Raw genomic sequence first — 21624 nt, forward strand, 5'->3', positions numbered from 1 at the left:
CCAGCTACCGGGCCAGAATCCTTCCGATCCGCTCCACCAAGGCCTCGAGGCTCACCGGTTTCACCAACACCGCCTCCACCCCGAACCGGGCCACCCGGAGCACGGTGGCCCGGTCGCCGTGGGCGGTCACCACGAGAACCGGGGGTCGGCGCCGTCTCCGGGCCAGGGCCTCCAGCACCCCGAACCCGTCGAGGCGGGGCAACTGGAGGTCGAGGAGCACCAGATCCACGGGCACGCGCTCCAGGAGCGACACGGCCTGGAGCCCGTCGGCGGCCGGCAGGGGCGAAAACCCCTTTTCGAGGAGATACCGGCAGTACACGTCCCGAACCGCCGTCTCGTCCTCCACCACCAGCACGCACGGCCCCCCCGTTTCGGTCCCCGAGGAAACCGTTTCCGCCCCGGGGTGGCGCCGCGACACCTCCCCCAGGGCCTTGCGGGCCGCGTCGGCCAGCGCCGGAGCGGAGCCGCGGCACAGGGGAACCAGGGTGGGAATGCACGCGGCGGAACCCCGAAGCCCCAGGGCCCGCACCGCCTCCACCCGGGCCCCCACGTGCGCGCCGCGGTCCGAGGCCACGGCGGCCAGACACGCCTCGAGGCGTTGGGAAAGTTCCGGCGGGAAGTCCACATCGGGCCGCGCCCAGCACCGGGCCAGGGCCCCCACCAGGTCGGGCCGGGCCGGGCCCTTCCCCAGGCGGTCCAGCAGGGTCTCGGCCTCCTCGACGCACCTCTTGGCCGTTCGGAGGCTCAGCAGCCGGCCCGCCACGGCCAGGTACGTGGCCTCCGCCAACGAGGGCTGGCGCCCCCCGTGCTCCCGCAGATTCCCCCGCAGGCGCTCCTGCAGCGTCTCCAACACGTCGGCCGGCAGGTCCTCGATCCAGCCCGCCCAGGCCTGGAGCAGCGCGCCCTCCAGGGGAGCGGTCCGGGCGGCTTCCCGCATCCGGTCCTGGGCCGTGGGGCCGAGAAGATCCCAGGTGACCTCCCCGCGCCGGCGCAACCGCAGGAGCGCCTTCGCCGCCGACGCCGCCCGCCAGGGCTCCGCCAGGAGGCAGGGGGCCAGCTCCCCGGCGGTCCCCGCATCGCCCCGCTCCCCGAGCGCCGCGGCGGCCCGCTCCACCACCAGCGGGATCGCCGACTCGCGGCACGCCCGTTCCAGGGGCTCGGGATCCCCCGGGAACGCCTCGGTCACCTGGGAGACGGCCACCAGGGCCACCCGGGGATCCGGGTCCGAAAGGAGGTCGGCCCACAGGTCCTCCCGGCCCAACCGGGCCGCGGCCCGGGCCGCCGGTGCGCGCCGCTCGGGCTGCGCGTCGGCCGCCCAGGCGCGCAGGGTCCGGCCGTCGTCCATCGGTCCCAGGGCCGCGAGACAGGCCGCGGCCTCGGCCTCGCCGGCCCGGGCGAGCACCTCCCGGATCAGGGGCTCGGCCTCGCGCCGGGGGCGGCGCAACAGGGCCTCCAGGGCCTCCCGGCGCACCGGTTCCACCGGGGAGGCCAGCATGGCCCCAAGCGCCTCGAGGGGCACCGGGCCCCCGCCGCTGCACGCGAGCCGGGCCAGGGGCGGCCCCACCTCCGGATCCCCCGCCCAGCGCCGTGCCCCGGTCACCCACCGGCCCCGGTCGGGTTCCGCCAAAGGGGGGTGCCGCACCGCGATCTCCGCCAGGGCCGCCAACACCTGGGGATCGGGACGGTCCGGATCGAGGTCGGCAGACAGGGCCCGGTACGCCGCCTCCCCGCCCCGCCGGCCGAGCACCGCGAGCGCCACGGCGCGCCCCGCCGGCCCCAGGGCCGGCAGGACCTCCAGGAGCAGGGGTTCGAGGTCCGGATCCGGCGCCCCGGCAAGGCCCTCCACCACCTCCCCGCCGGGCTCGCCCCCCTGGGTCAGCCGGGGGATCCACCGGTAGCGGGCCGGGCTTCGGTTCTCGATCTCCGCCCGCCGGGCCGCCGCGGCCGCCCGCAACGCCGGATGGTTCGTGCGGGCCTCGATCTCGGCCAAGGCCGCGTGGGCCGCGGGGCTTCCCAGGTCTCCCAGGGCCCGCACCGTGGCCAGCCCCCGGGGGAGGGTGGGCTGCTTCAGCACCCCCTCGACCAGATAGGGGATCAGGGGCTCGGCCGCCGCGGGGGGCAGGGCCTCGATGAGCAGGGCCGCCCGGCGGGGATCGGGCTCCCGCACCAGGTGGAGTCCCAGGGCCTGCTGGCCCTGGGGGCCCGCCCGGTGCAGGAGGGCCGGAAGCACCCGGCCCAGGGCGTCGGCCGGTACCCGCGCCCGGCCGGTCAGCAGATCCTCGAGGCGCCGCAGCGCCTCCGCCCCCACCCGGGTCATGACGCCGGCAGCCGCACCCAGAACCGGGTTCCTCGCCCCGGATCGGACTCCCACGAGACCCGCCCCCCGTGGGCCTCCACGATCTCGCGGCACACCGCCAGCCCCAGGCCCCGGCCGGGTTTCCCCGTCACGAACGGCTCGAACAGCCGCGGCGCGATCTCGTCGGGCACCCCGGGGCCGGTGTCGGCCACCTCGAGAACGACCGCGTCCGCCTCGGCCCACACCCGCACCCGCACCGTCCCCCCGGCCCCGGCCGCCTCCACCGCGTTCTGGAGCAGGTTCACGGCCACCTGCTCCAGCCGGTCGGGGTCGTGGGGGATTGGCGGCAGGGGGGAGGGCACCTCGGCCTCCAGGCGCACGCACGCGTCCTCGGCCACCGGGGCCAGGATCTCCACGGCCCGGTGCACGCAGGGGGCGGGATCGGCCGTTCGCAGGGCCAGATCGCCCGCGCCCTGGAGTTCCGAGATCCCGTCGAGCAAGCGGGCCAGGCGTTCGGTCTCCTCCGCGATCCTCTCGGCGTACCGCCGGGCGGGCGCCTCCGGATCGGAGATGAGCCCCAGGTACTGGGCCGTGCCCAGAATGGCGTTCAACGGGGTGCGCAGCTCGTGCACGAGCCGCCGAAGGGCCGCGGCCCGCTCGGCCTGCCGGGTCAGGTCCTCCAGGGTCGAGGAGAGCCGGACCCGTTCCGTGATGTCCCGGCCGGTGAGCACGGCCCCCAGCAGGTGGTCGGCTTCCTCCAGGGGGGAGACCGTGACCCCGAAGATCCGTGGCTCTCCCCCGATCTCCAAAGCCACCTCGTCGAGCCGCGCGGTCCGGCGCCGGTCCATGGCCGTTCGCACGGCCGCCAGGACCTCGGCCCCGAGCCGACCTTCCACCTGGGCCCCGGTGGCGCCCTCCGCCAGGCCCAGCGCGGCCCCGGCGGCCGGGTTCCACAGCGTCACCCGGGCCTCGGGGTCGAACACCACGAGCACGGTGTGGATGGAGCGGATCAGGATCTCGGCGGGAACGGTCGCGGACACGGAGACCCCTCCGTTTCTTCAGCTTGCTGTGGGTGGGCGGATCGGCCGATGGGCGGCGCGGTGGCGGGCCCACCAGGCCGCCCCTACCGGGTACGGATCGACCCGCGGGGTCCGGGGGTTGAGGGAGAAGCGTCGGTGGGGAGCCGAAGGAGGTACGCGGACACGGCGGCCGCGATGGCCACGAGGAGAACCCGCAGCCACCCCGTGCGCACGACCAGGCCCGCCGTGAGCCCGATCGTGACCCAAAGGAGCACGAGGGCCCGGTTCCGGGCCCTTCGGGGCACCCGGCCCGACCCGTACGCCCGGACGAGGGGGCCGAAATGGCGGTGCTCCCGGAGCCAGCGGTGCGCCCGCTCCGACCCCCGGGCGAAGCAGGCGGCCGCCAGGAGCACGAGGGGCACCGTGGGGAGAACCGGCACGAACACCCCCACGACCCCTAGCCCCAGGGCGACGGCCCCACCGCCCACCCAGAGGGCACGGACCGTGCGGTCCCGCATCAGCCGGCCGATCCGTCCGGCCCCAGGACGACGCTCACGCAGTGCTCGGGCCGCAGGTACCGGCGGGCGGCCTCCTGCACCGCCCCGGCGTCCACCGCGAAGATCCGCTCCGCGAACGCCTCCAGGTGCCGGTGCCCGAGCCCGTAGATCTCGTCGAGGGCCATCTGGGTGGCCTGCACCTGGTTGGACTGGAGCGCGATCTCGAACGCCCCCACGAGCTTTCGCCGGGCCCGTTCGAGCTCGTCCCGATCGGCGGGTTCCTCGGCCAGCCGGAGCATCTCGGCCAGAAGCCCCTCCCTCGCCTCCTCGGCCCGGTCGGGCGCGGTGGCGATGTAGCCGGCCAGGTATCCCGGGTCGAGCCCCTCCACGCACACGCTGGTCACCGCATAGGCGAACCCCCGCTCGTCCCGAAGCCGGCGGAACAGGCGGCCCCCCTGACCGTTCAAGAGGGCGTCGACCACCCGAAGTGCATACCGGTCGGGGTCGGTGAGCCGGGCGCCCAGGAACCCCACCACCACATGGCTCTGTTCGAACGGGGCCGCCTCCCGATGGACCGCCGGGGTCGGGAGCCGGGGGCTCGGGGGGGCGGCCGGGAGGGCGTCGGCGGACCCCACGTCTTCCAGGGCCCGCTCCCAGAACTCGATCACCCGGTCCGGGCTCACGTCGCCCACCACGGCCACGGCCAGTTCGTCGGGCCGAAGGCCCTTGCGGTAGAAGGCCCGGAGATCGCCGGCCGTGAGCGCCCGAACGGCCTCTTCGGTTCCGAGCACGTCCCGGCCAAACGGGTGATCCCCGTACAGGGCCGCCTCGAACCGGCGGAACGCGAACCCCGAGGGGTTGTCGCGCCGCGCCCGGATGCCGGCCAGGGTGTCCTGGCGCACCTTCTCCACCTCGCCCTCCGGGAAGGTGGGGTGGGCCAGAATCTCGGCCAGGAGCTCGAACCCGTCCTCGGCGTACCGGGCCAGAAACTCGGCCCGGAGCCCGAAGGAGTTGCGGCCCGAGAACCCCTCCACCTCGCCCCCCAGGGCGTCCATGGCGTGGGCGATCTCGTAGACGTTCCGGGTGGCCGTGCCCCGGGTCCAGGCCCGGGCCAGGAGATGGTAGAGGCCGGCCTTCTCGCCCGGCTCCCGGCGCAACCCCCCGAGACAGCCCACCCGCACGGCCACCAGGGGCACGTGGGGGTTCGTTTTCACGATCAGCCGGGCGCCGTTGGGGAGCCGGTGACACACCCACTCCCGCCGCACGGCCGCGCTCCTGCGGTGGACCCGCCGCGCCTCCTCCGCCGCGGCCCCCACCTTTCGGGCGACCCGCTCGGGTCCGAGTCCGGCCCCCTTGGGCTGGAGCCCCACGACCACGGCCCGCTCCGGGCGCAGGTACCGCCGTGCCGCCGCCATCACCTCGGCCGGGCCGACCCCCCGGAGGGCCTCCAGGTATTGCTCCTCCGCCTCGGCGCTCCCGAGGACGAGGTGGAAAAACCCCGCCTTCTCGGCCTGCCCCTGCACCGTCTCCCGCTGGTACACGAACTCGGCCTCCAGCATGAGCCGCGCCCGCTCCAGCTCCCGGCGGCCGACGGGCTCATGCCGCAGCCGGAACACCTCGTGGAGCACGGCCTCCAGCGCCTCGCCCGCCCGCTCGGGATCGGCCACGGCCGAGGCGTACACGAGACCCGGATCGCGGGGGGTGTACGCGCCCGCGGCAACCCCCCGCACGAGGTTGCGCTCGAGCTTCACCCGGTGATGGAGCCGCGACGCCTCCCCCTGGCCCAGAAGCGCGGCCAGAAGGTCCACGGCGGCCACGTCGGGGCTCCGGGCCGAGGGCCCCGGGAAGGCCAGGCTGAGGTACGCCTCGGTCACGTCCCGGTCCTCGAGGACCACCCGGACCCCCTCGGGCCGGGGCTCCCGGGCCCGGGGGATCGGACGGGGCCGGCCACGGGGGCCTCCGCCGAACCACCTCTCCGCGAGGGCGGCCACCCCGGCCGGATCCACGTCGCCCGCCACCACGAGCACCATGTTCCCCGGCCGGTACCAGCGCTTCACGAAGGCCCGGCAGTCCTCCGACCGAAACGCCCTGACCGTGTCCTCGAACCCGATCACCGGCCGGCCGTAGGGGTGCACCCGGTAGGCCTGTTCGAACAGGAGCCGGGAGAGCCGCAACTGGGGGTGATCGCGGCCCCGCTTGATCTCCTCCAGGACCACGAGCTTCTCCCGTTCCAGCTCGTCGGGGTCGAAGCGCGACCGGAACACCGCGTCGGCCAGGATGTCGAGGCCCTGCTCGGCGAACCGGCTGGCCAGGGTCAGGGTGTAGACCGTGTGGTCGAAGCTCGTGAACGCGTTGATTTCTCCGCCGAGCCCCTCCACCTCGGCCGCGATCTGTCCCGGCCCCCGACCCTCGGTGCCCTTGAACAGCATGTGCTCCACCACGTGGGCAAGCCCCTCCTGGCCCGGAAGCTCGCTGGCGCTCCCGGCCCGGATCCACAGGTCCATGGCCACGACGGGCGCGGCCCGGTTGGGGAGCACGAGGAACTCGAAGCCATTGGGCAAGCGGTGGAACACGGGCGTGTCGATCATGGAATCCTCGAGGTGGGGGGGGGAGGCAGGTCACCGATCGGTTCGAAGCGACCCCTTCGCACGGTAAGGAGCACCGGGGCGGCATGGAGGTCGCCCCCGGGGCTCGCCGACACGGGGCCCAGGGCCCCCGGGAGGTCCCGCAGGCTCGCCAGCAGAGCCCGGACGTCGGGCCGGGTGGCCTCCGGTCCGGCCGAGACCACGGCTTTTACCGCGTCGTGGGCGTAGGCGGCCAGATCGTCGGGAGGCTCGCCATAGGCTTGCTGATAGGCCGCCGAGAACGTGGCGCTCTCGGGGCGCGAGGGATGGAACGCGGCCGCGAACACGGCCCCCTCCACCGCGTCTTTTCCCACCTCCAGAAACTTGGGGTAGGTCCAGGACCGGATGCCCAGGAGCCGGACGCTCTCCACGTCGTGGAACGCCAACAGGGGGGCCACTTGCGCGGCCGTGAGGCTGGGGGCCGGCAGGAACACGGCGTCGAAGTCCACGATGGGCTTGGGTTTGTACTCCGCCAGGCGCTCCTCGTCCACCTGGGGCTCGGGGGCCGCCTCGGCCGGGGTCACGCCCAGGGCCTCCCACAGGGCCCGCTCCCGTTCGAGCCGGAGCCGTTCCTCCTCGAGGAACCGGGCCCGGATCTCCTCGGGCGTCAGCCCGTAGACGCCCGTGAGCTTCTCCACGGCGGCGCCCGCCGAAGCCAGATCCTCGGCAACAAAGGCTTCCACGCCCGTGATCTCCCCACCCTCGGCCACCACGGCGTCCCAGAACCGGTCCCGGTAAAGGCGGCCGGTGGGGGTGTCGGGGTAGAGGATCGCGAACGTCCGGAGCCCCAACCCTGCCACCGCGTAGCGCACGAGCGCCCGGACCTCCTCGGCCTCGGGGAGGTACATCCGGAAGACCCCATCCCCCGCCACCCCCTCGGCGGGCGTCAGGGTCACGAGGGGCAGCCCGAGCCCCCGGGCCGCCGCGGCCGCGGCTGCGGCGGCATCGCCTTTGAGGGGCCCAACGGCGGCCACCGCACCCTCGGCCGCCAGGGCCTGCGCCTGGACGCGGGCCGCGTTCGGATCGGCGCGGGAGTCCTTGAGCACGAGCCGGATCCCGGGATCCTCGTCGCCGAACAGGCCCGCCCCCAGCACGGCCCCCCGGACCGCCCGTTGGCCGAAGGACCGGAGGGGCCCGGAGAGAGGGACCAAAAGCCCGATGGTGCCCGGCCGGACGGCCCGCCGGGCCTCGATGTTCCGCCGCAGGGCCTCGGCGGAACGGCCCAGGAGATCGCCGGCGAAATCGGCCTCGATCTCCCCCAAAAGGGCCAGGGCCTCGTCCGCCGCGCCTCGCTCGAGGGCCAGGCGGGCGAGCCGGAGCCGGGCGTACCCGCCCTCGGGGCAGAAGGGGCACCGCGCGGCGACCCGTTTCAGGTCCTCGGGGCCCATGGCGTCCAGTACGCCCCGGATCGTCTGCCGGATCGGCTCGGCCGCAATGTCGTCGTCTTCGGGGATGGCTTCGGCGTAGGCCGCCACGGCCTCGGGGTACCGACCCAGGGCCACGAGCACGTCGCCCAGGAGGCGCCGCGCCTCGGGGGTGGGTTCGGCCCCGGCCAGGACGCCGCGGGCCTGCTCGAACTCGCCTCGCTCCAGGAGGTCCCGCGCCAGGGCCAGGGGATCCGCGGGCGGTTCCGGCTGGGGTCGCGCGGCCTCGGCCTGCTCCGGTTGGGCGGGGGCGCGAGGCGACTCCTCCGGCGCCGGGGCGGGGGTCGGCCGCGGGGCCGGTGCGCCGGGCGCCGGCGGCGCCGCAAACACCTTCCGGTGCACCTCGACGGGAGGCGCCGGGGGCTCGGGACGCACGGCCGGCGACGCACATCCCCCGAACCACGCGGCGGCCGCCAGGACCAGCCCGAGCCGCACCCCCCTCACACCCCGCCCCCGTTCAGAAACCGGCTCCGAAACCGGGCGTAGGGCGATCCCGGGTCCTCGGCCTCGAGCCGGGCCCACTCCTCCAGGAGTTCCCGCGCCCGCCCCTCCACCTTTTCAGGCACCTCGACCCGCACCCGCACGCGCAGGGCGCCCCGGCCGCCCCCTTTCCGGGGGATGCCCCGGCCGGGCACCGAGAACTCGGCCCCCGGCTGGGTCCCCGGGGGAACCTTCACCTTCACCGCGTCCCCGGAGAGGGTGGGCACCTCCAGCACCGCCCCCAAGGCGGCCTGGGCGAACGAGATGGGCACCTCGCACACGAGATCGTTCCCCTCCCTGCGAAAGAGCGGGTGGTCCCGGACCTCCACCACCACGTAGAGGTCCCCGGCCGGCCCGCCGTGCTGCCCGGCCTCGCCCTCGCCGGCCATCCGCAGCCGGTCTCCGGTCTGCACCCCCGGCGGAATCCGCACCTGGAGCCGGCGCACCACCTCCTGGGCACCCCGCCCACCGCAAGCCGGGCACGGGGACTCCGGCACCCTGCCGTCGCCCGCGCACACCGGGCACTCCTTCTCCACGTGGAAAAACCCCTGCTGGAATCGGACGGTGCCGTGGCCCCGGCACTCGGGGCAGGCCACCCGGGGCGTTCCGGGCCGGGCCCCGGTGCCACCGCACGAGCGGCACAGGGTCCGGGCCGGGATCTCCAGATCCCGGGTCCCGCCCTCGACGGCCTCGGCCAGGTCCACCTGGATCCGGTAGCGCAGGTCGGCCCCCCTCTGGGGCCGCGGCCCCCTGGGGGAGCGGCCGCCGAAGATATCGCCGAAGATCTCCCGGAACAGCTCGTCCACCTGGGCCCGCAGGTCCACGTCGGCGGCCCGGGCCCTGGCCTGGGGCCGGCCGCCCCGGTCGTACTCGGCCCGGCGTGCCGGGTCGGAGAGCACCTCGTAGGCCTCGGCGATCTCCTTGAACCGTGCCTCGGCCTCGGGGTCCTCCGGGTTCCGGTCGGGATGGAACCGCAGGGCGAGCTTCCGAAACGCCTGCTTGATCTCGGTCGCGGTGGCGTTGCGGTGGATGCCCAGGATCTCGTAGTAGTTCACTCGTGCCACGTCTTTCGTGTGCCGGATCGCGGTTGGAAAGCTAGACGGCTACGGATTCCGACCTTCCGTCCCGCCGGGGGCGGCAACGCGGTGGGTCGGCCTTCGCATCCCCCGGCGGCGAAACGGCCTTCGGGTCGCCCATTGTATCCGCCGGGGCTCCGAAACGAAACAGGGGACCCCCGCGGGGTCCCCTGCTCGTGATCTCGCCCCTCGGGGGCGCGCCTACTTCACCTCTTCGAAGTCGGCGTCCACGACCCCCTCGTCGCCGCCCGAGCCCCCCGCAGAGGCCCCGCCGGCCTGGGCCCCGGCCTCCGCACCGCCCTGGGAGGCCGCGGTGCGCTTGTACATCTCCTCGGCCAGCTTGTGGGAGGCCTGGGTCAGCCGCTCGAAGGCGCTCTTGATCCGGCCGATGTCTTCGGCCTTGAGGGCCTCCTTGGCCTCGGCCAGCGCCGACTCCACCTCGGAGCGCTGGGCCGCGTCGAGCTGGTCGCCGAACTCCTTGAGGCTCTTCTCGGTGGAGTAGACGAGGCCGTCGAGGCGGTTTCGCTCCTCGGCGAGCTCTCGCTTGCGGCGGTCCTCCTCGGCGTGGGCCTCGGCATCGCGGACCATCCGCTGGATCTCCTCCTCGGACAGGCCGGACGAGGCCTTGATCTCGATCGACTGTTCCTTGCCCGTGGCCAGATCCTTCGCCGACACGTGCAAGATGCCGTTGGCGTCGATGTCGAAGGTGACCTCGATCTGGGGCACGCCCCGGGGCGCCGGCGGGATGCCCACCAGCTCGAACCGGCCGATGGTCTTGTTGTCTCGCGCCATCTCCCGCTCGCCCTGGAGCACGTGGATCGACACCGCCGTCTGGTTGTCCTCGGCCGTGGAGAAGATCTGGCTCTTCCGGCACGGGATCGTGGTGTTGCGCTCGATGATCTTCGTGAACACCCCGCCCAGGGTCTCGATGCCGAGGCTCAGCGGCGTGACGTCCAGAAGGAGCACGTCCTTCATCTCGCCCGCGAGCACCGCGGCCTGGATGGCGGCGCCGATCGCCACCACCTCGTCGGGGTTCACACCCTTGTGGGGCTTCTTGCCGAAGATCTTCTCGACCCGCTCCTGGACCGCCGGCATCCGGGTCATGCCGCCCACGAGGATGACGTCGTCGATCTGGGACGGGGAGAGCCCCGCATCCTTCAGGGCCTGGCGGCACGGCGGCTCCAGCTTGTCCAGGAGGTCGGCGCACAGCTGCTCCACCTTGGCCCGGGTCAGCCGGATGTTCAGGTGCTTGGGCCCGGTCTGGTCGGCCGTGATGAAGGGCAGGTTGACCGTGGTCTCGGTCATGGAGGAGAGCTCCATCTTGGCCTTCTCGGCGGCCTCCTTGAGCCGCTGGAGGGCCATCGCGTCGCCCCGCAGGTCGATGCCCTGCTCCTTCTTGAACTCATCGGCCAGGTAGTCGATGATCCGCTTGTCGAAGTCCTCGCCGCCCAGGAACGTGTCGCCGTTGGTGGCCTTGACCTCGAACACCCCCTCCCCGATCTCGAGGATCGAGATGTCGAAGGTCCCGCCGCCCAGGTCGAACACGGCGATCTTCTTCTCGCCCTGCTTGTCGAGGCCGTACGCCAGGGCCGCCGCCGTCGGCTCGTTGATGATCCGCTTCACGTCGAGCCCGGCGATCCGGCCCGCGTCCTTGGTGGCCTGGCGCTGGCTGTCGTTGAAGTAGGCCGGCACCGTGATCACGGCCTCGGTGACCGGCTCGCCCAGGTAGTCCTCGGCGGTCTGCTTCATCTTCTGGAGGATCCACGCCGAGATCTCGGCCGGGCTGTACTTCTTGCCCCGCACCTCCACCCAGGCGTCGCCATTCGTCCCCTCCACGATCGTGTAGGGGACCATCTTCTTGTCTTTCTCCACCTCGGGGTCGGTGTACTTGCGGCCGATCAGCCGCTTGATCGCGAAAACCGTGTTGGCCGGGTTCGTGACGGCCTGGCGCTTCGCCGCCTGGCCCACCAGGCGCTGGCCGTCCTCCGTGATCGCCACCATGCTCGGGGTGGTCCGGCTGCCTTCGGCGTTGGGGATCACGGTGGGCTCGCCGTTTAGCACCACGGCGACCACGCTGTTCGTGGTCCCCAGGTCGATTCCGATGATCTTGCCCATGGGTTTCGCCTCCTAACTAGAATTTTGGTTTTGCGTGGTTTCCCGCGGCCCCTTCGGCCGGGGCGCCGGTACCTTAACCATCGCCCTCCCCAGCGGCAACCTTGGTCACCACCACTTTTGCGGGCCTAAGCAGCCGGCCCTTGAGGCGATATCCCTTCTCGTACACCTGGTGGACCTTGCCGTGCTCCTCGCCCTCCACCTGGGCCATGGCCTCGTGCACGTAGGGATCGAAGGGCTCCCCCTCGCCGGGCACCGGTTCCACCCCGTGGCGGCCCAGCACGTCGTGGAACTGCTGGATCACGTGCCCGAGGCCCTCGAGGAGCCCCTCGTACCCTTCGGCCCCGGCCTGCTTCGCGTGCTCAACCGCCCGCTCCAGGTTGTCCAGAACCGGCAAGAGGTCCCTGAGCACGGCCTCGCAGCCGAACTCGGCGGCCTCCTGCAGCCGGCGCTCGGTACGCTTCTTGTAGTTCTCGAACTCGGCCGCCAGGTAGAGGAGTTTCTTCTTCGTGTCCTCCAACTCGGCGGTCACCCGGGACAGCCGGTCCTCTTCCGCCGCCGCCTCGCCGGTCTCCGGCTCGGTGGCCACCGGGCTCTCTGTTTCCTCCGCAGAGTCGGCCTGTTGCTGCCGTTCCTCGTCGCGTTCTTCCGCCATGGTTCGTTTCTCCTTGTAACTTCGGTCCTCGGTCGGCGGTCCGTTGGTTCGGGCTGCGGCGGCCCCTCGGTTTCTGCCGGACCGGCCGACCGCGGGGCCGAGGACGGAACGTTAGGATTCTTGCAAACACGCCGCCCTCGGGCCGCCCCCCATCGTGCGCGATGGCCAACCGGGAATCGCGGGGGCGCGCGGGCGCCAGGCGCGGCCCGCGAGCGGGATCACAGGCGTGTCAGCGCCTGGCCCAGAAGCCGGGCGGCGTACTCCACCAGGGCGATGACCTCCCCGTAGGGCATGCGCTTCGGCCCGATCACCCCGACCGCGCCGAGCGGATGTTCCTCGCCGCCGTACGAGGTGGCCACCACCGAGCATTCCTGGAGGTCGGCCACGGGGTTCTCCGCCCCGATCGACACCTGAACTCCCGGCGCCTCCAGGGCCTGGTCGAGGATCCGCAGCAAAATCCCCTTGCGCTGGAACGCCTCAAAGATCTGTCGCATCTTCTCGACGTCGCGAAACTCGGGCTGGTCCAGCAGGTGCAGGGGTTCCCCCACGTACACCTCGTCTCCGTCGCCCTGGGGGGTCACGGCCCGGGACCCGATCTCGAGGGCCCGCCGGAGCATCCGGTCGTACTGGACCCGCTCGCTTTCCATCTCGGCCAGGATGCGCTCCCGCACCGCGACGAGGGGCACGCCCTCCAGGAGGCTGTTCAGATAGTTGGCCATGGGTTCCAGCTCGGCCTGGCTGGCCACCTCGGGCGCTTCCACGACCCGGTGGTGGACCACGCCGGAGCGGGTCACCAGGATCACCAGCACCCGGCCGGGCCGGAGAAGCACGAAGTCCACGTGGCGGAACACCCGCACCTCCAGCCGAGGGGCCACCACCAGTCCCACCTGGTGGGCCACCCGGGAGAGCACCCGGGACGTCGCCTCCAGCAGGGACTCCAGGGCCTCGTCCTCGGCCGGGCGGATGCCCTGCCTCAGTTTCCGGCGCACCGTCGGGGGGAGGCTCCCGCCCCGGAGGAGATGATCAACGTAATATCGATACCCCCGGTCCGTGGGCTGGCGTCCGGCCGAGGTGTGGGGCTGGCACAGGTATCCCATCTCCTCGAGATCGGCCATCACGTTGCGAACCGTGGCCGGGGAGATGTCGAGCCGGTACTTCTTCACCAGGTTCCGGGATCCGACGGGTTCGGCGCTCTGCACGAACTCCTCGACCACCGCTCCCAGGATCCGGGCGTCGCGTTCCTTCAGCACCTCTTCGGTCATGGCGCTCCTGCCTTAGCACTCTTCCAGAGGGAGTGCTAACCGGCCGTACCGTAGCAACGCCCCCCGGGGTAGTCAAGGAGATCGCCGACACCCGAGACCTCGCCCGTGCCCGGCGGCGACACAACCGCGGAGACGCCGATAGGCGTCTCCCCATCAGGCTACCATCGCAGGGTGCCCTGCCTGCCCGGGGACGAACTCCGGGGCCCGGGGAAGATCGCCGGGCCTTCGGGTTGGGCTACCCGGCCTGGTCGCCCTCTTCGGAATTCCCTCGCCCGGTGTCGGCAACGAGTCGCTCCCAGAGCCACAGGGCAAGCCCGTCCGCGCGGAGCATGCCTTGGGGGGTGGGCCGGTTCCGGCGGTCCAGGTCCCCCCCGCGGCGGAGGACCTCGAGGAGGGGCTCCGCGCGGCGGGGTTCCAATCCGTGCCGCCGCAGCACGTCGGCCGGCCAGGGCACCGGCCGGCGCGCCCACAGGAACAGGGCCTCCAGAAGGGCGCCCTCGGCCGAGCGCTCGTCCACCGACCGCGGGGGCGGCGCCCCGGCCTGCAGGGCCCGGAGCCAGCCCTCCAGATCGGGGCGGTTTTCCCAGCGGATTCCCCAGGGGCCCAGGTCCGGGTCGAAGCTGTGGGCGCCGGGCCCGAGGCCCCGGTAGCCCTTGCCGTCCCAGTACGCCAGGTTGTGGCGGCATTCGCCGCCGGGCCGGGCGAAGTTCGACACCTCGTAGGGGTGAAGCCCCTCCGCGGCGAGCGCCTCGGCCACGGCCTCCCATTGCCCGGCGGCCTCGTCCGGGGCCGGCCAGGGGAACCGACCGGCCTCGGTCGCCCGGCGCAGGGGGGTTCCCTCGTGGAGTTCCAGCACGTAGACCGAAACGTGGTCGGCGCCCGCACGCACGCAGTCCCTCGCCCACCCGGCGAGCGTCCGGGGCGCGAGGCCGGGAAGCCCGATCAGGAGGTCTGCCGACACCGATCGGACCCCCGCGGCCCTCGCGGCCGACAGGTAGGCGAGGGCCTGGGCCGCCCCGTGGCGACGGCCGAGGGTTTGTAGCCACCGGTCGTCCAGGGCCTGAACCCCCACCGAGACCCGGGTTGCCCCGGCGCTCCGCAACGCGCCGGGGTCGGGGCCGGCCCCGGGGTTCACCTCGATTGTGATCTCGGCGTCGGGGGCGATCCCCCGCACCCCTCGGAGGGCATCCAGGATGCGAGTGAGTCCCTCCGCGCCCAGGAGTCCCGGCGTTCCGCCCCCCAGGTACACGGTGTCGAGGGGCCCGGCGCCCGGGCCCCAGGCCTCGATCTCCCGCTCCAGCGCGGGCAGGAACCGCGGAACCCGGTCGAGGGGCTCCCCCGAGTAGAACGCGCAGTACCGGCAGCGCGCCGTGCAGAACGGCACGTGCACGTAGGCCGACCGGGCGGAAAAGGGGCTTGACGCCGACACGGGATGTGCCGTAGGGTTCCGCATTTCCGAAACCGTTTCGAGTTGGATCATGACCGGACCGCCGAGGAGGTTCTCATATGCAGCAGTTGACCTACAATCCCAGCCGCATTCGACGGAAGCGAACCCACGGGTTTCGGGCCCGGATGGCGACCCGGAACGGTCGCAAGGTTCTGGCGCGCCGCCGGAAGAAGGGCCGGAAGCGGCTCGCGGTCGAGATCCCGCGCAAGTAGACCGCACGCCGAGCGAGCGGTTTCCGCGGGCATGCCGGATCCGCAAGCGGGCGGAGTTCGACCGGGTCTTCCAGGGGGGAGCCCGGGTTCACCGCCCCTTTTTCACCGTCGTGGTCCTTCCCCGGCCCCAGGCGCCCAGCCGTCTGGGGCTTGTGGTGTCGAGGAAGGTCGGCAAAGCCCACGACCGAAATCGGGTGAAACGGCTGGTGCGGGAGTACTTCCGCCGGAACCGAGTTCGGCTGGAGCCGCCTGTGGACTGCGTGGTGATTGCGCGAAAGGGGGCGGCCGGTCTCCGGTACGAGGAGGTGCGGGCAGAGCTCGAGGAGGCCTTGGACCGATGGCTTCGCGGGTCGCGGCGGGGCTCGTCCGGGCCTACCGGGCGTTGATCTCCCCGGCGCTGCCGCCCACCTGCCGCTTTCACCCCTCTTGCAGCGCGTACGCGCTGGCCGCTTACCAGCGTTACCCGTTCTGGACGGCCTCCTGGCTCACCCTGAGACGACTCGCCCGGTGCCACCCATGGCACCCCGGCGGGTTCGACCCCTTGCCCGATCCCAGGAAATAGACCCCATGGAAACGAAGCGTACGATCCTGGCCGTGGCCCTGTCCATGGCCGTCCTGGTGCTGTGGCAGTACCTTTTCGCCCCTCCGCCCAAGCCCGTGGACGGGGGCTCCGCGACCCAAACCGGGGCCGAGCCGGCCCAGGCTCCCGTCCCCCAGGATGAGCCGCAGCCTCAGATCCAACCGCTGCCCGGGGAAGCATCGGTAGAGGCCCGGGAACCGGCGCCGGTCGAGACCCTGACCCTGGAGAACCGGGACCTCCGGGTGGAGATCAGCTCCCAGGGGGCCGCGATCCGCCGGGTGGAGCTCAAGGACTACACCGAGAGGGGCGAAGGGGGGGATCGGCCCGTGGAACTCCTGGCCGCGCCGGCCGGCTTCGACCTGGCGGGTCAGGTGCGCCTCGGCGGAAGCGACGCGCCGGGGAGCGCCGTGTACCGGGTGCTAGAGCGCTCCGAGCGCCGGGCGGTCCTGGCCTGGGACGGTGCCGGGGGGATTCGGGTCGTGCAGACCTTCGACCTCCCCGAGGAGGGCTTCGCGATCGGGGTCACCGTGGAGGTGGAGAACCGGGGTCGGGGGCCGCTTCCCGACCGCCTCGCCTGGACCGTGGTGCGTGACTTCACCCTGGTGGCCGAAGGGGACATGAGCCGGTACAACTTCTTCGGGCCCGCCTACATGGCCGACGGCGAGTACGAGGAGGTGAAGCTCAAGGACCTGGAGGAGCCGGTCACGGCGTCCGGCCAGATCGGATGGCTGGCCATGGTGGACGGGTATTTCCTCGTCGCCGGCGTGCCGGCGTCCCCGGCCCAGGAGGTTCGGCTTGCCCGGTTCCGGGGCCTCGAGGAAGTGGCCCAGGGGGAGCTCGTGGTGCCCCTGGAGCCGGTGTCGCCTGGCCGGTCGGCCCGGGCCGCGCTGCGGGTGTTCGCAGGGCCGAAGCTCCGGGAGGCCCTGGCCCCGCTGGGCGCGGATCTCACCGAGGTGGTCCATTACGGGTTCTTCCACCCCGTGGCCGTGCCGCTCCTGTGGTTCCTCAAGGCCATCTACCGGGTCACCGGGAACTACGGCATCGCGATCATCGTGCTCACCGTGCTGGTGAAGCTCATCTTCTGGCCCCTGAGCGCCAAGAGCTACCGCTCGATGCAGAAGATGAAGGAGATCCAGCCCAAGCTCCAGCGACTCAAGGAGAAGTACGGGGACGACAAGGAGCGCCTGAACCGGGAGATGATGCAGCTCTACAAGACCCACAAGGTCAATCCCATGGGCGGGTGCCTCCCGATGCTCGTGCAGATCCCGGTGTTCTTCGCCCTGTACAAGGTGCTCCTGGGCTCGATCGAGCTCCGGCACGCCCCGTTCATGCTCTGGATCCAGGACCTCTCGGCCAAGGACCCCTACTACGTGACCCCGCTTTTGATGGGGGTCACCATGTTCCTCCAGCAGAAACTCACCCCGGCCACCGGGGTGAACGAGGGGCAGATGAAGATGATGATGTACGGGATGCCCGTCATCTTCACGTTCCTGTTCCTCAACTTCCCTTCGGGGCTCGTGCTGTACTGGCTCGTGAACAACGTCCTCAGCGTGGCCCAGCAGGCCTGGATGATGCGGGAGTCCCGGAAGGCGGCTGCGGCCTGACGGGGAAGGCCGCCGCGGGGTGTGATCGCCCCCTCGGCTCTGACCGACGGAACGGGGGAGCCCCTGCGGGGCTTCACAACCGGGGAAGGGAGCGGGGTCGGGTTCCGGGGGGAGCGCCCTTCCGGCGGGGACCCGGGCGAGGGCCCCCCGGCTGCTCGCGAGCCGTTCTTACCGGGTGGAGGGGACTGTGCCGCCGGACCCGTTTGGATTCCGTGACGCCTGGCCGCCAGGCTGCCCCGCCGCCCGGCGAAACCGAACCTGCAGACATACGACGCCCCCACGGCTTCGATATGGAACACCCCAACGACACCATCGCCGCCGTGGCGACCCCTCCCGGGACCGGGGGCATCGCCATCGTACGGGTGAGCGGCCCGGGCAGCTCCCAGGTGGCCCGGGCCGTTTTGCGCCGGCGGTCCGGGACCGAGCCCCTGCCCCTTACGCCCCGGACGGCCCTCCTGGGTTCCGCGGTCGGCCCAGACGGGGGCGTTTTGGACGAGGTTCTGGCCCTGTGGATGCCCGGGCCGGCCTCCTACACCCGGGAGGACGTGCTCGAGATCCACTGCCACGGCGGCCCGGCAGCGGCCCGGGCCGTGCTGGGGGCGGCCCTGGCGGCCGGGGCCCGCCTTGCCCGCCCCGGTGAGTTCACGCTGCGGGCGTTCCTGAACGGCCGGATCGACCTGGTCCAGGCCGAGGCCGTGATCGATCTGATCCAAGCCCGGACGCAGGAGGCGCTCCGGGCCCACGAGGCCCTCCTCGCCGGAGCGCTCTCCCAGGAGGTGGGGCGGTGGCAGGACCGCTTGGGCGGCATCCTGGCACGGGTCGAGGCGCACCTTGACTTTCCCGAGGAAGACGACGTGGGGGAGGAGGACTGGGGGGAGATCCGGGAGGAGCTGGGGCAGCTCGCCCGGGAGATGGAGCGGAAGCTCGAGACCTTCGGCTGGGGACGCACCGCCCGGGAGGGGTTCACGGTGGCGCTGGTGGGGGTCCCCAACGTGGGGAAATCGAGCCTGCTCAACCGGCTGGTGGGGGAGGAGCGGGCGATTGTCACCGAACTCCCCGGAACCACTAGGGATTTGGTTGAGGGTTGGACCCAGGCCGCCGGCGTTCCGGTGCGCGTGGTGGACACCGCGGGGCTCCGCGCGGCCCGGGATCCGGTGGAGGCGGAGGGCGTCCGGCGGGCCCAGAGGGCGAGGGACGAGGCCGATGCCGTGGTCCTCGTGTGCGAGGCCGGACGAGCCCTCCTTCCCGAGGAGGAGGAAGAGGCGAGGCGACTCGCGGCCCGGGGCTCCACGGTGGTTGCGGTGAACAAGGCCGATCTGGGTCCCGGCCCCCTGGATCGGTTGAGAGCCCTGGGCCTGGAGCCCGTTCTGGTGTCGGCCCGGACCGGCCAGGGGATTCCGGATCTCCTGGAGCGGATGGCCGCCTTGGCGCTGGGAGGATCCCGAGGCCCGACGGGGGAGGCGCCGCTCACCCGGGAGAGGCACCGGTCCCTGGTGGAGACCGCCCTGACCGGGGTGCGCACCGCTGCGGAGATCCTCGAAGGGGGCGGGATTCCCGAGGTGGCGGCCAGCGAGCTCCACGCCGCGAGGCGGGCGCTCGCGGAACTCGTCGGCTGGGGAGCCCCGGACGACGTGCTCGACCGCATCTTCTCCCAGTTTTGCATCGGCAAATAGGCCGGGATGTTTCACGTGGAACATCCCGGCCGGAGGACCGCGATGGAGTGGCACCGGCGCTATGACGTGATCGTGGTGGGCGCGGGCCACGCCGGCATCGAGGCCGCCTTGGCGGCGGCGCGCATCGGCGCGGCCACGGCACTCCTCACGCTGAACCTCGACACGGTGGGGAAGATGTCCTGCAACCCCGCCATCGGGGGCCTGGCCAAGGGCCACCTCGTTCGGGAGGTGGACGCCTTGGGGGGCGAGATGGGTCGGGCCATCGACGCCAAGGGCATTCAGTACCGCAGGCTCAACACCCGCAAGGGGCCCGCCGTGTGGGCCTCCCGGGCCCAGGCCGATCGGGCGGCCTACGCCGCCCACATGAAGCGGTGCGTCGAGTCCCAACCGATGCTCTTCGTGCACCAGGCCGAGGTGGTGGCCCTCTGGGTCGAGGGGGCCCAGCTCCGGGGCGTAATCACCCGCGAGGGGGTCCGGTTCCCGGGCCGGACCGTGGTCCTGTGCCCTGGCACGTTCCTGAACGGGCTCGCCCACGTCGGCCTCAGGTCCTACCCAGCCGGCCGCTCCGGAGAACCCCCGTCCCGGGAGCTCGCCGAGAACCTGAGGGATCTCGGGTTTCCCCTGGGCCGGCTCAAGACCGGCACGCCCCCGCGGCTGAACGGCCGAACCATCCGTTGGGACGCCCTCGACGTCCAGCACGGCGACCCTGACCCCCTCCCGTTCAGCGTGGACACACCGGCCATCGACCGCCAGCAGGTGCCCTGCCATATCACCTACACGAACCCGAAGACCCACGAGATCATCCGGGCGAGCCTCGAGCGTTCGCCCCTTTACACCGGGGTCATTCAGGGGGTCGGGCCCCGCTACTGTCCGAGCATCGAGGACAAGGTCATGCGGTTCGCGGACCGCGACCGGCACCAGGTGTTCCTCGAGCCGGAGGGCGGGGGAACGGCCGAGGTGTATCCCAACGGCATCTCCACGAGCCTGCCACTCGACGCCCAACTCGCTTTGGTTCGCTCCATCGAGGGCCTGGAGAGGGCCGAGATCCTTCGCCCCGGGTACGCCATCGAGTACGATTTTGTGGATCCCCGCGACCTCTACCCCACCCTCGAGTCGAAGCGCCTTTCCGGGCTTTTCCTCGCCGGGCAGATCAACGGCACCTCCGGGTACGAGGAGGCAGCGGCCCAGGGCATCCTGGCCGGGATCAACGCGGCGCTCCGGGCCGGTGGGGCCGACCCGGTCTACGTGGGCCGCCACGAGGGCTACCTGGGCGTGCTGGTGGACGATCTCGTGACCCGGGGCACCCGGGAGCCTTATCGCATGTTCACGAGTCGCGCGGAGTTCCGGCTGCTTCTTCGCGAGGACAACGCCGACCTCCGACTGACGCCCCTCGGGATCCGGGTGGGCGCCGTGCCTTCGGCTCGGGTCGAGGCGTTTCGCCGACGCCAGGAGCGGATCGGGGAACTCCGGACGTTTCTCCGATCCGTTCGCGTCCGGCCCGGCCCGGAAACGGACGACGTTCTCCGCGCGGCCGGCGAGCCCCCCCTACGGGAGGCCGCGACCCTGGAAGACCTGCTGCGCCGGCCCGGGCTTTCCCTCGAGGCTCTCCGCCCCCTGGCCCCGGCCTGGCCGGAGCACGATCGCCGCGACGCCATCACCGTGGAAGCCGAGGTGAAGTACGAGGGATACATCCGGCGCGACCTCGAGGGGCTCGAGCAGCTTCGCCGGCTCGAGGCCACCCCCCTTCCGCCGGACCTCGATTACTCCCGGGTCGAAGGCCTGGCCACCGAGGTCCGACAGATCCTGGCCCGGGCCAAGCCCCTCACCCTGGCCCAGGCCCTCCGGATTCCCGGAGTTCGCCCCTCCGCCGGCCCCGTGCTTCTCGTCCACCTCAAGCGGCTCGGCGCCCTTCGATCCCATGGCGGTTCCTGACCCTTGGGCCCCCCTGAGGGGGCTACGCGAAGACCTGCCCTGGGACGACCTCGGGCGCCTCGCCGACGAGCTCCTTCGCTGGAATCGGGCGATCCGCCTCGTGGGCCCCAAGACCCGCGAAGGCGTCGCCCTCCAGATCGCCGACGCCGTTCTCCCGTTTCTTCTGGAGGCCCCGGGTTTTCCCTTCCTCGACATCGGCACCGGCCCCGGTCTTCCGCTCCTCCCCGTTTCCCTCGTCTACCGGGGCCAGCGTTGCGTCGGCATCGAGCCCAGAAGCCGGCGGGTGGCGTTCGTGCGCCACGCCGCCCGGGTTCTGGGCCTCCCCCACACCGAGGTCTACGAGGGGCGGGCTCCCGAGATTCTGGACGAGGCCCCGGAACTCGCCGGGGCGTTTCGCGCCGTGACGCTCCGGGCCGTCACCCAACCGATCCAGGCCCTCGAACTCGCGCGCCCCTTCCTGGCCCCCGACGGGCGCGTTTTTCTCCTCCTCGGGCCCGAGCCCGTCCCTGATGCGCCCGGGTGGACCCGCCTGGTCCACCGCGCCTGCCCTTCTCTGCCCGGATTTGGCCCCCGCGCCCTCGCAGTGCTGACCCCGCGTTGAACCAGGCATCCTACCAAGTTGCCTTCCAAGCAGCCGTTTCCTGATTCGGCCCGGTAGGGGGCCTGTTGCAGCGCCGGGCGTGACTCCTACAGTGGCCGGATGCCGCGCCCACGCACGGCCGGAACCAGGC

General features: G+C 72.5%; 17 protein-coding genes. 7 read left to right on the forward strand and 10 right to left on the reverse strand.

The annotated features are described in order from the left end of the window. Positions 1-4: 4 nt before the first annotated feature. From ACY0I8_RS03430 to ACY0I8_RS03475, 10 genes are all read right to left on the reverse strand, one after another. Positions 5-2317, reverse strand: a complete 2313-nt coding sequence (locus tag ACY0I8_RS03430) for a response regulator (protein ID WP_461393595.1) — start codon at positions 2315-2317, stop codon at positions 5-7. Beyond that, the gene (locus ACY0I8_RS03435) at positions 2314-3336 is read right to left on the reverse strand and encodes a two-component system sensor histidine kinase NtrB (protein ID WP_461393596.1); all 1023 of its coding nucleotides are present in this window, start codon (positions 3334-3336) and stop codon (positions 2314-2316) included. The genes ACY0I8_RS03430 and ACY0I8_RS03435 overlap by 4 nt, the downstream gene beginning before the upstream one ends. Positions 3337-3419: 83 nt before the next feature. Then, entirely contained in the window at positions 3420-3833 is a 414-nt protein-coding gene (locus tag ACY0I8_RS03440; RefSeq protein ID WP_461393597.1) for a YbaN family protein, read from the reverse strand. Beyond that, a complete protein-coding gene (locus ACY0I8_RS03445; protein WP_461393598.1) occupies positions 3833-6400 on the reverse strand; it encodes a M16 family metallopeptidase in 2568 nt (855 codons plus the stop codon). Before ACY0I8_RS03445 ends, ACY0I8_RS03440 begins: the two co-directional genes overlap by 1 nt. Further along, positions 6397-8304: an ABC transporter substrate-binding protein gene (locus ACY0I8_RS03450; protein ID WP_461393599.1), complete on the reverse strand. Its 1908-nt coding sequence runs from the start codon at positions 8302-8304 to the stop codon at positions 6397-6399. Before ACY0I8_RS03450 ends, ACY0I8_RS03445 begins: the two co-directional genes overlap by 4 nt. Continuing rightward, the gene (gene dnaJ / locus ACY0I8_RS03455; RefSeq protein ID WP_461393600.1) at positions 8301-9404 is read right to left on the reverse strand and encodes a molecular chaperone DnaJ; all 1104 of its coding nucleotides are present in this window, start codon (positions 9402-9404) and stop codon (positions 8301-8303) included. The genes ACY0I8_RS03450 and dnaJ overlap by 4 nt, the downstream gene beginning before the upstream one ends. 213 nt (positions 9405-9617) lie before the next feature. After that, a complete protein-coding gene (gene dnaK / locus ACY0I8_RS03460) occupies positions 9618-11531 on the reverse strand; it encodes a molecular chaperone DnaK (protein ID WP_461393601.1) in 1914 nt (637 codons plus the stop codon). 73 nt (positions 11532-11604) lie between these two features. After that, complete coding sequence (locus tag ACY0I8_RS03465) at positions 11605-12183, reverse strand: nucleotide exchange factor GrpE (protein ID WP_461393602.1); 579 nt, start codon at positions 12181-12183, stop codon at positions 11605-11607. Between the two features lie 218 nt (positions 12184-12401). Then, a complete protein-coding gene (gene hrcA, locus ACY0I8_RS03470; protein WP_461393603.1) occupies positions 12402-13445 on the reverse strand; it encodes a heat-inducible transcriptional repressor HrcA in 1044 nt (347 codons plus the stop codon). Between the two features lie 235 nt (positions 13446-13680). Beyond that, positions 13681-14874, reverse strand: coding sequence for a coproporphyrinogen-III oxidase family protein (locus tag ACY0I8_RS03475; RefSeq protein WP_461393604.1), 1194 nt, complete (start codon positions 14872-14874; stop codon positions 13681-13683). A 77-nt stretch (positions 14875-14951) separates the two neighbouring features. On the opposite strand from ACY0I8_RS03475, the gene rpmH reads away from it, so the two are divergent. The 7 genes from rpmH (at position 14952) to ACY0I8_RS03510 (ending at position 21494) form a co-directional block, all read left to right on the forward strand. Then, complete coding sequence (gene rpmH / locus ACY0I8_RS03480) at positions 14952-15104, forward strand: 50S ribosomal protein L34 (protein ID WP_025323655.1); 153 nt, start codon at positions 14952-14954, stop codon at positions 15102-15104. Positions 15105-15142: 38 nt separating this feature from the next. After that, on the forward strand, positions 15143-15490 hold the full coding sequence (rnpA, locus tag ACY0I8_RS03485) for a ribonuclease P protein component (protein WP_461393619.1): 348 nt from the start codon (positions 15143-15145) through the stop codon (positions 15488-15490). Then, entirely contained in the window at positions 15442-15666 is a 225-nt protein-coding gene (yidD, locus tag ACY0I8_RS03490; protein ID WP_461393605.1) for a membrane protein insertion efficiency factor YidD, read from the forward strand. Before rnpA ends, yidD begins: the two co-directional genes overlap by 49 nt. Before the next feature lie 5 nt (positions 15667-15671). Beyond that, the gene (gene yidC, locus ACY0I8_RS03495) at positions 15672-17288 is read left to right on the forward strand and encodes a membrane protein insertase YidC (RefSeq protein ID WP_461393606.1); all 1617 of its coding nucleotides are present in this window, start codon (positions 15672-15674) and stop codon (positions 17286-17288) included. Positions 17289-17578: 290 nt separating this feature from the next. Beyond that, positions 17579-18961: a tRNA uridine-5-carboxymethylaminomethyl(34) synthesis GTPase MnmE gene (gene mnmE / locus ACY0I8_RS03500; protein ID WP_461393607.1), complete on the forward strand. Its 1383-nt coding sequence runs from the start codon at positions 17579-17581 to the stop codon at positions 18959-18961. A gap of 42 nt (positions 18962-19003) precedes the next feature. Further along, positions 19004-20893, forward strand: a complete 1890-nt coding sequence (mnmG, locus tag ACY0I8_RS03505; protein ID WP_461393608.1) for a tRNA uridine-5-carboxymethylaminomethyl(34) synthesis enzyme MnmG — start codon at positions 19004-19006, stop codon at positions 20891-20893. Further along, positions 20880-21494 carry a 16S rRNA (guanine(527)-N(7))-methyltransferase RsmG gene (locus ACY0I8_RS03510; protein WP_461393609.1) on the forward strand — a complete coding sequence of 205 codons (615 nt, stop codon included), beginning with the start codon at positions 20880-20882 and terminating at the stop codon, positions 21492-21494. Before mnmG ends, ACY0I8_RS03510 begins: the two co-directional genes overlap by 14 nt. The last annotated feature ends 130 nt before the right edge of the window (positions 21495-21624 follow it).

The sequence above is a fragment of the Deferrisoma sp. genome, from assembly GCF_054681715.1.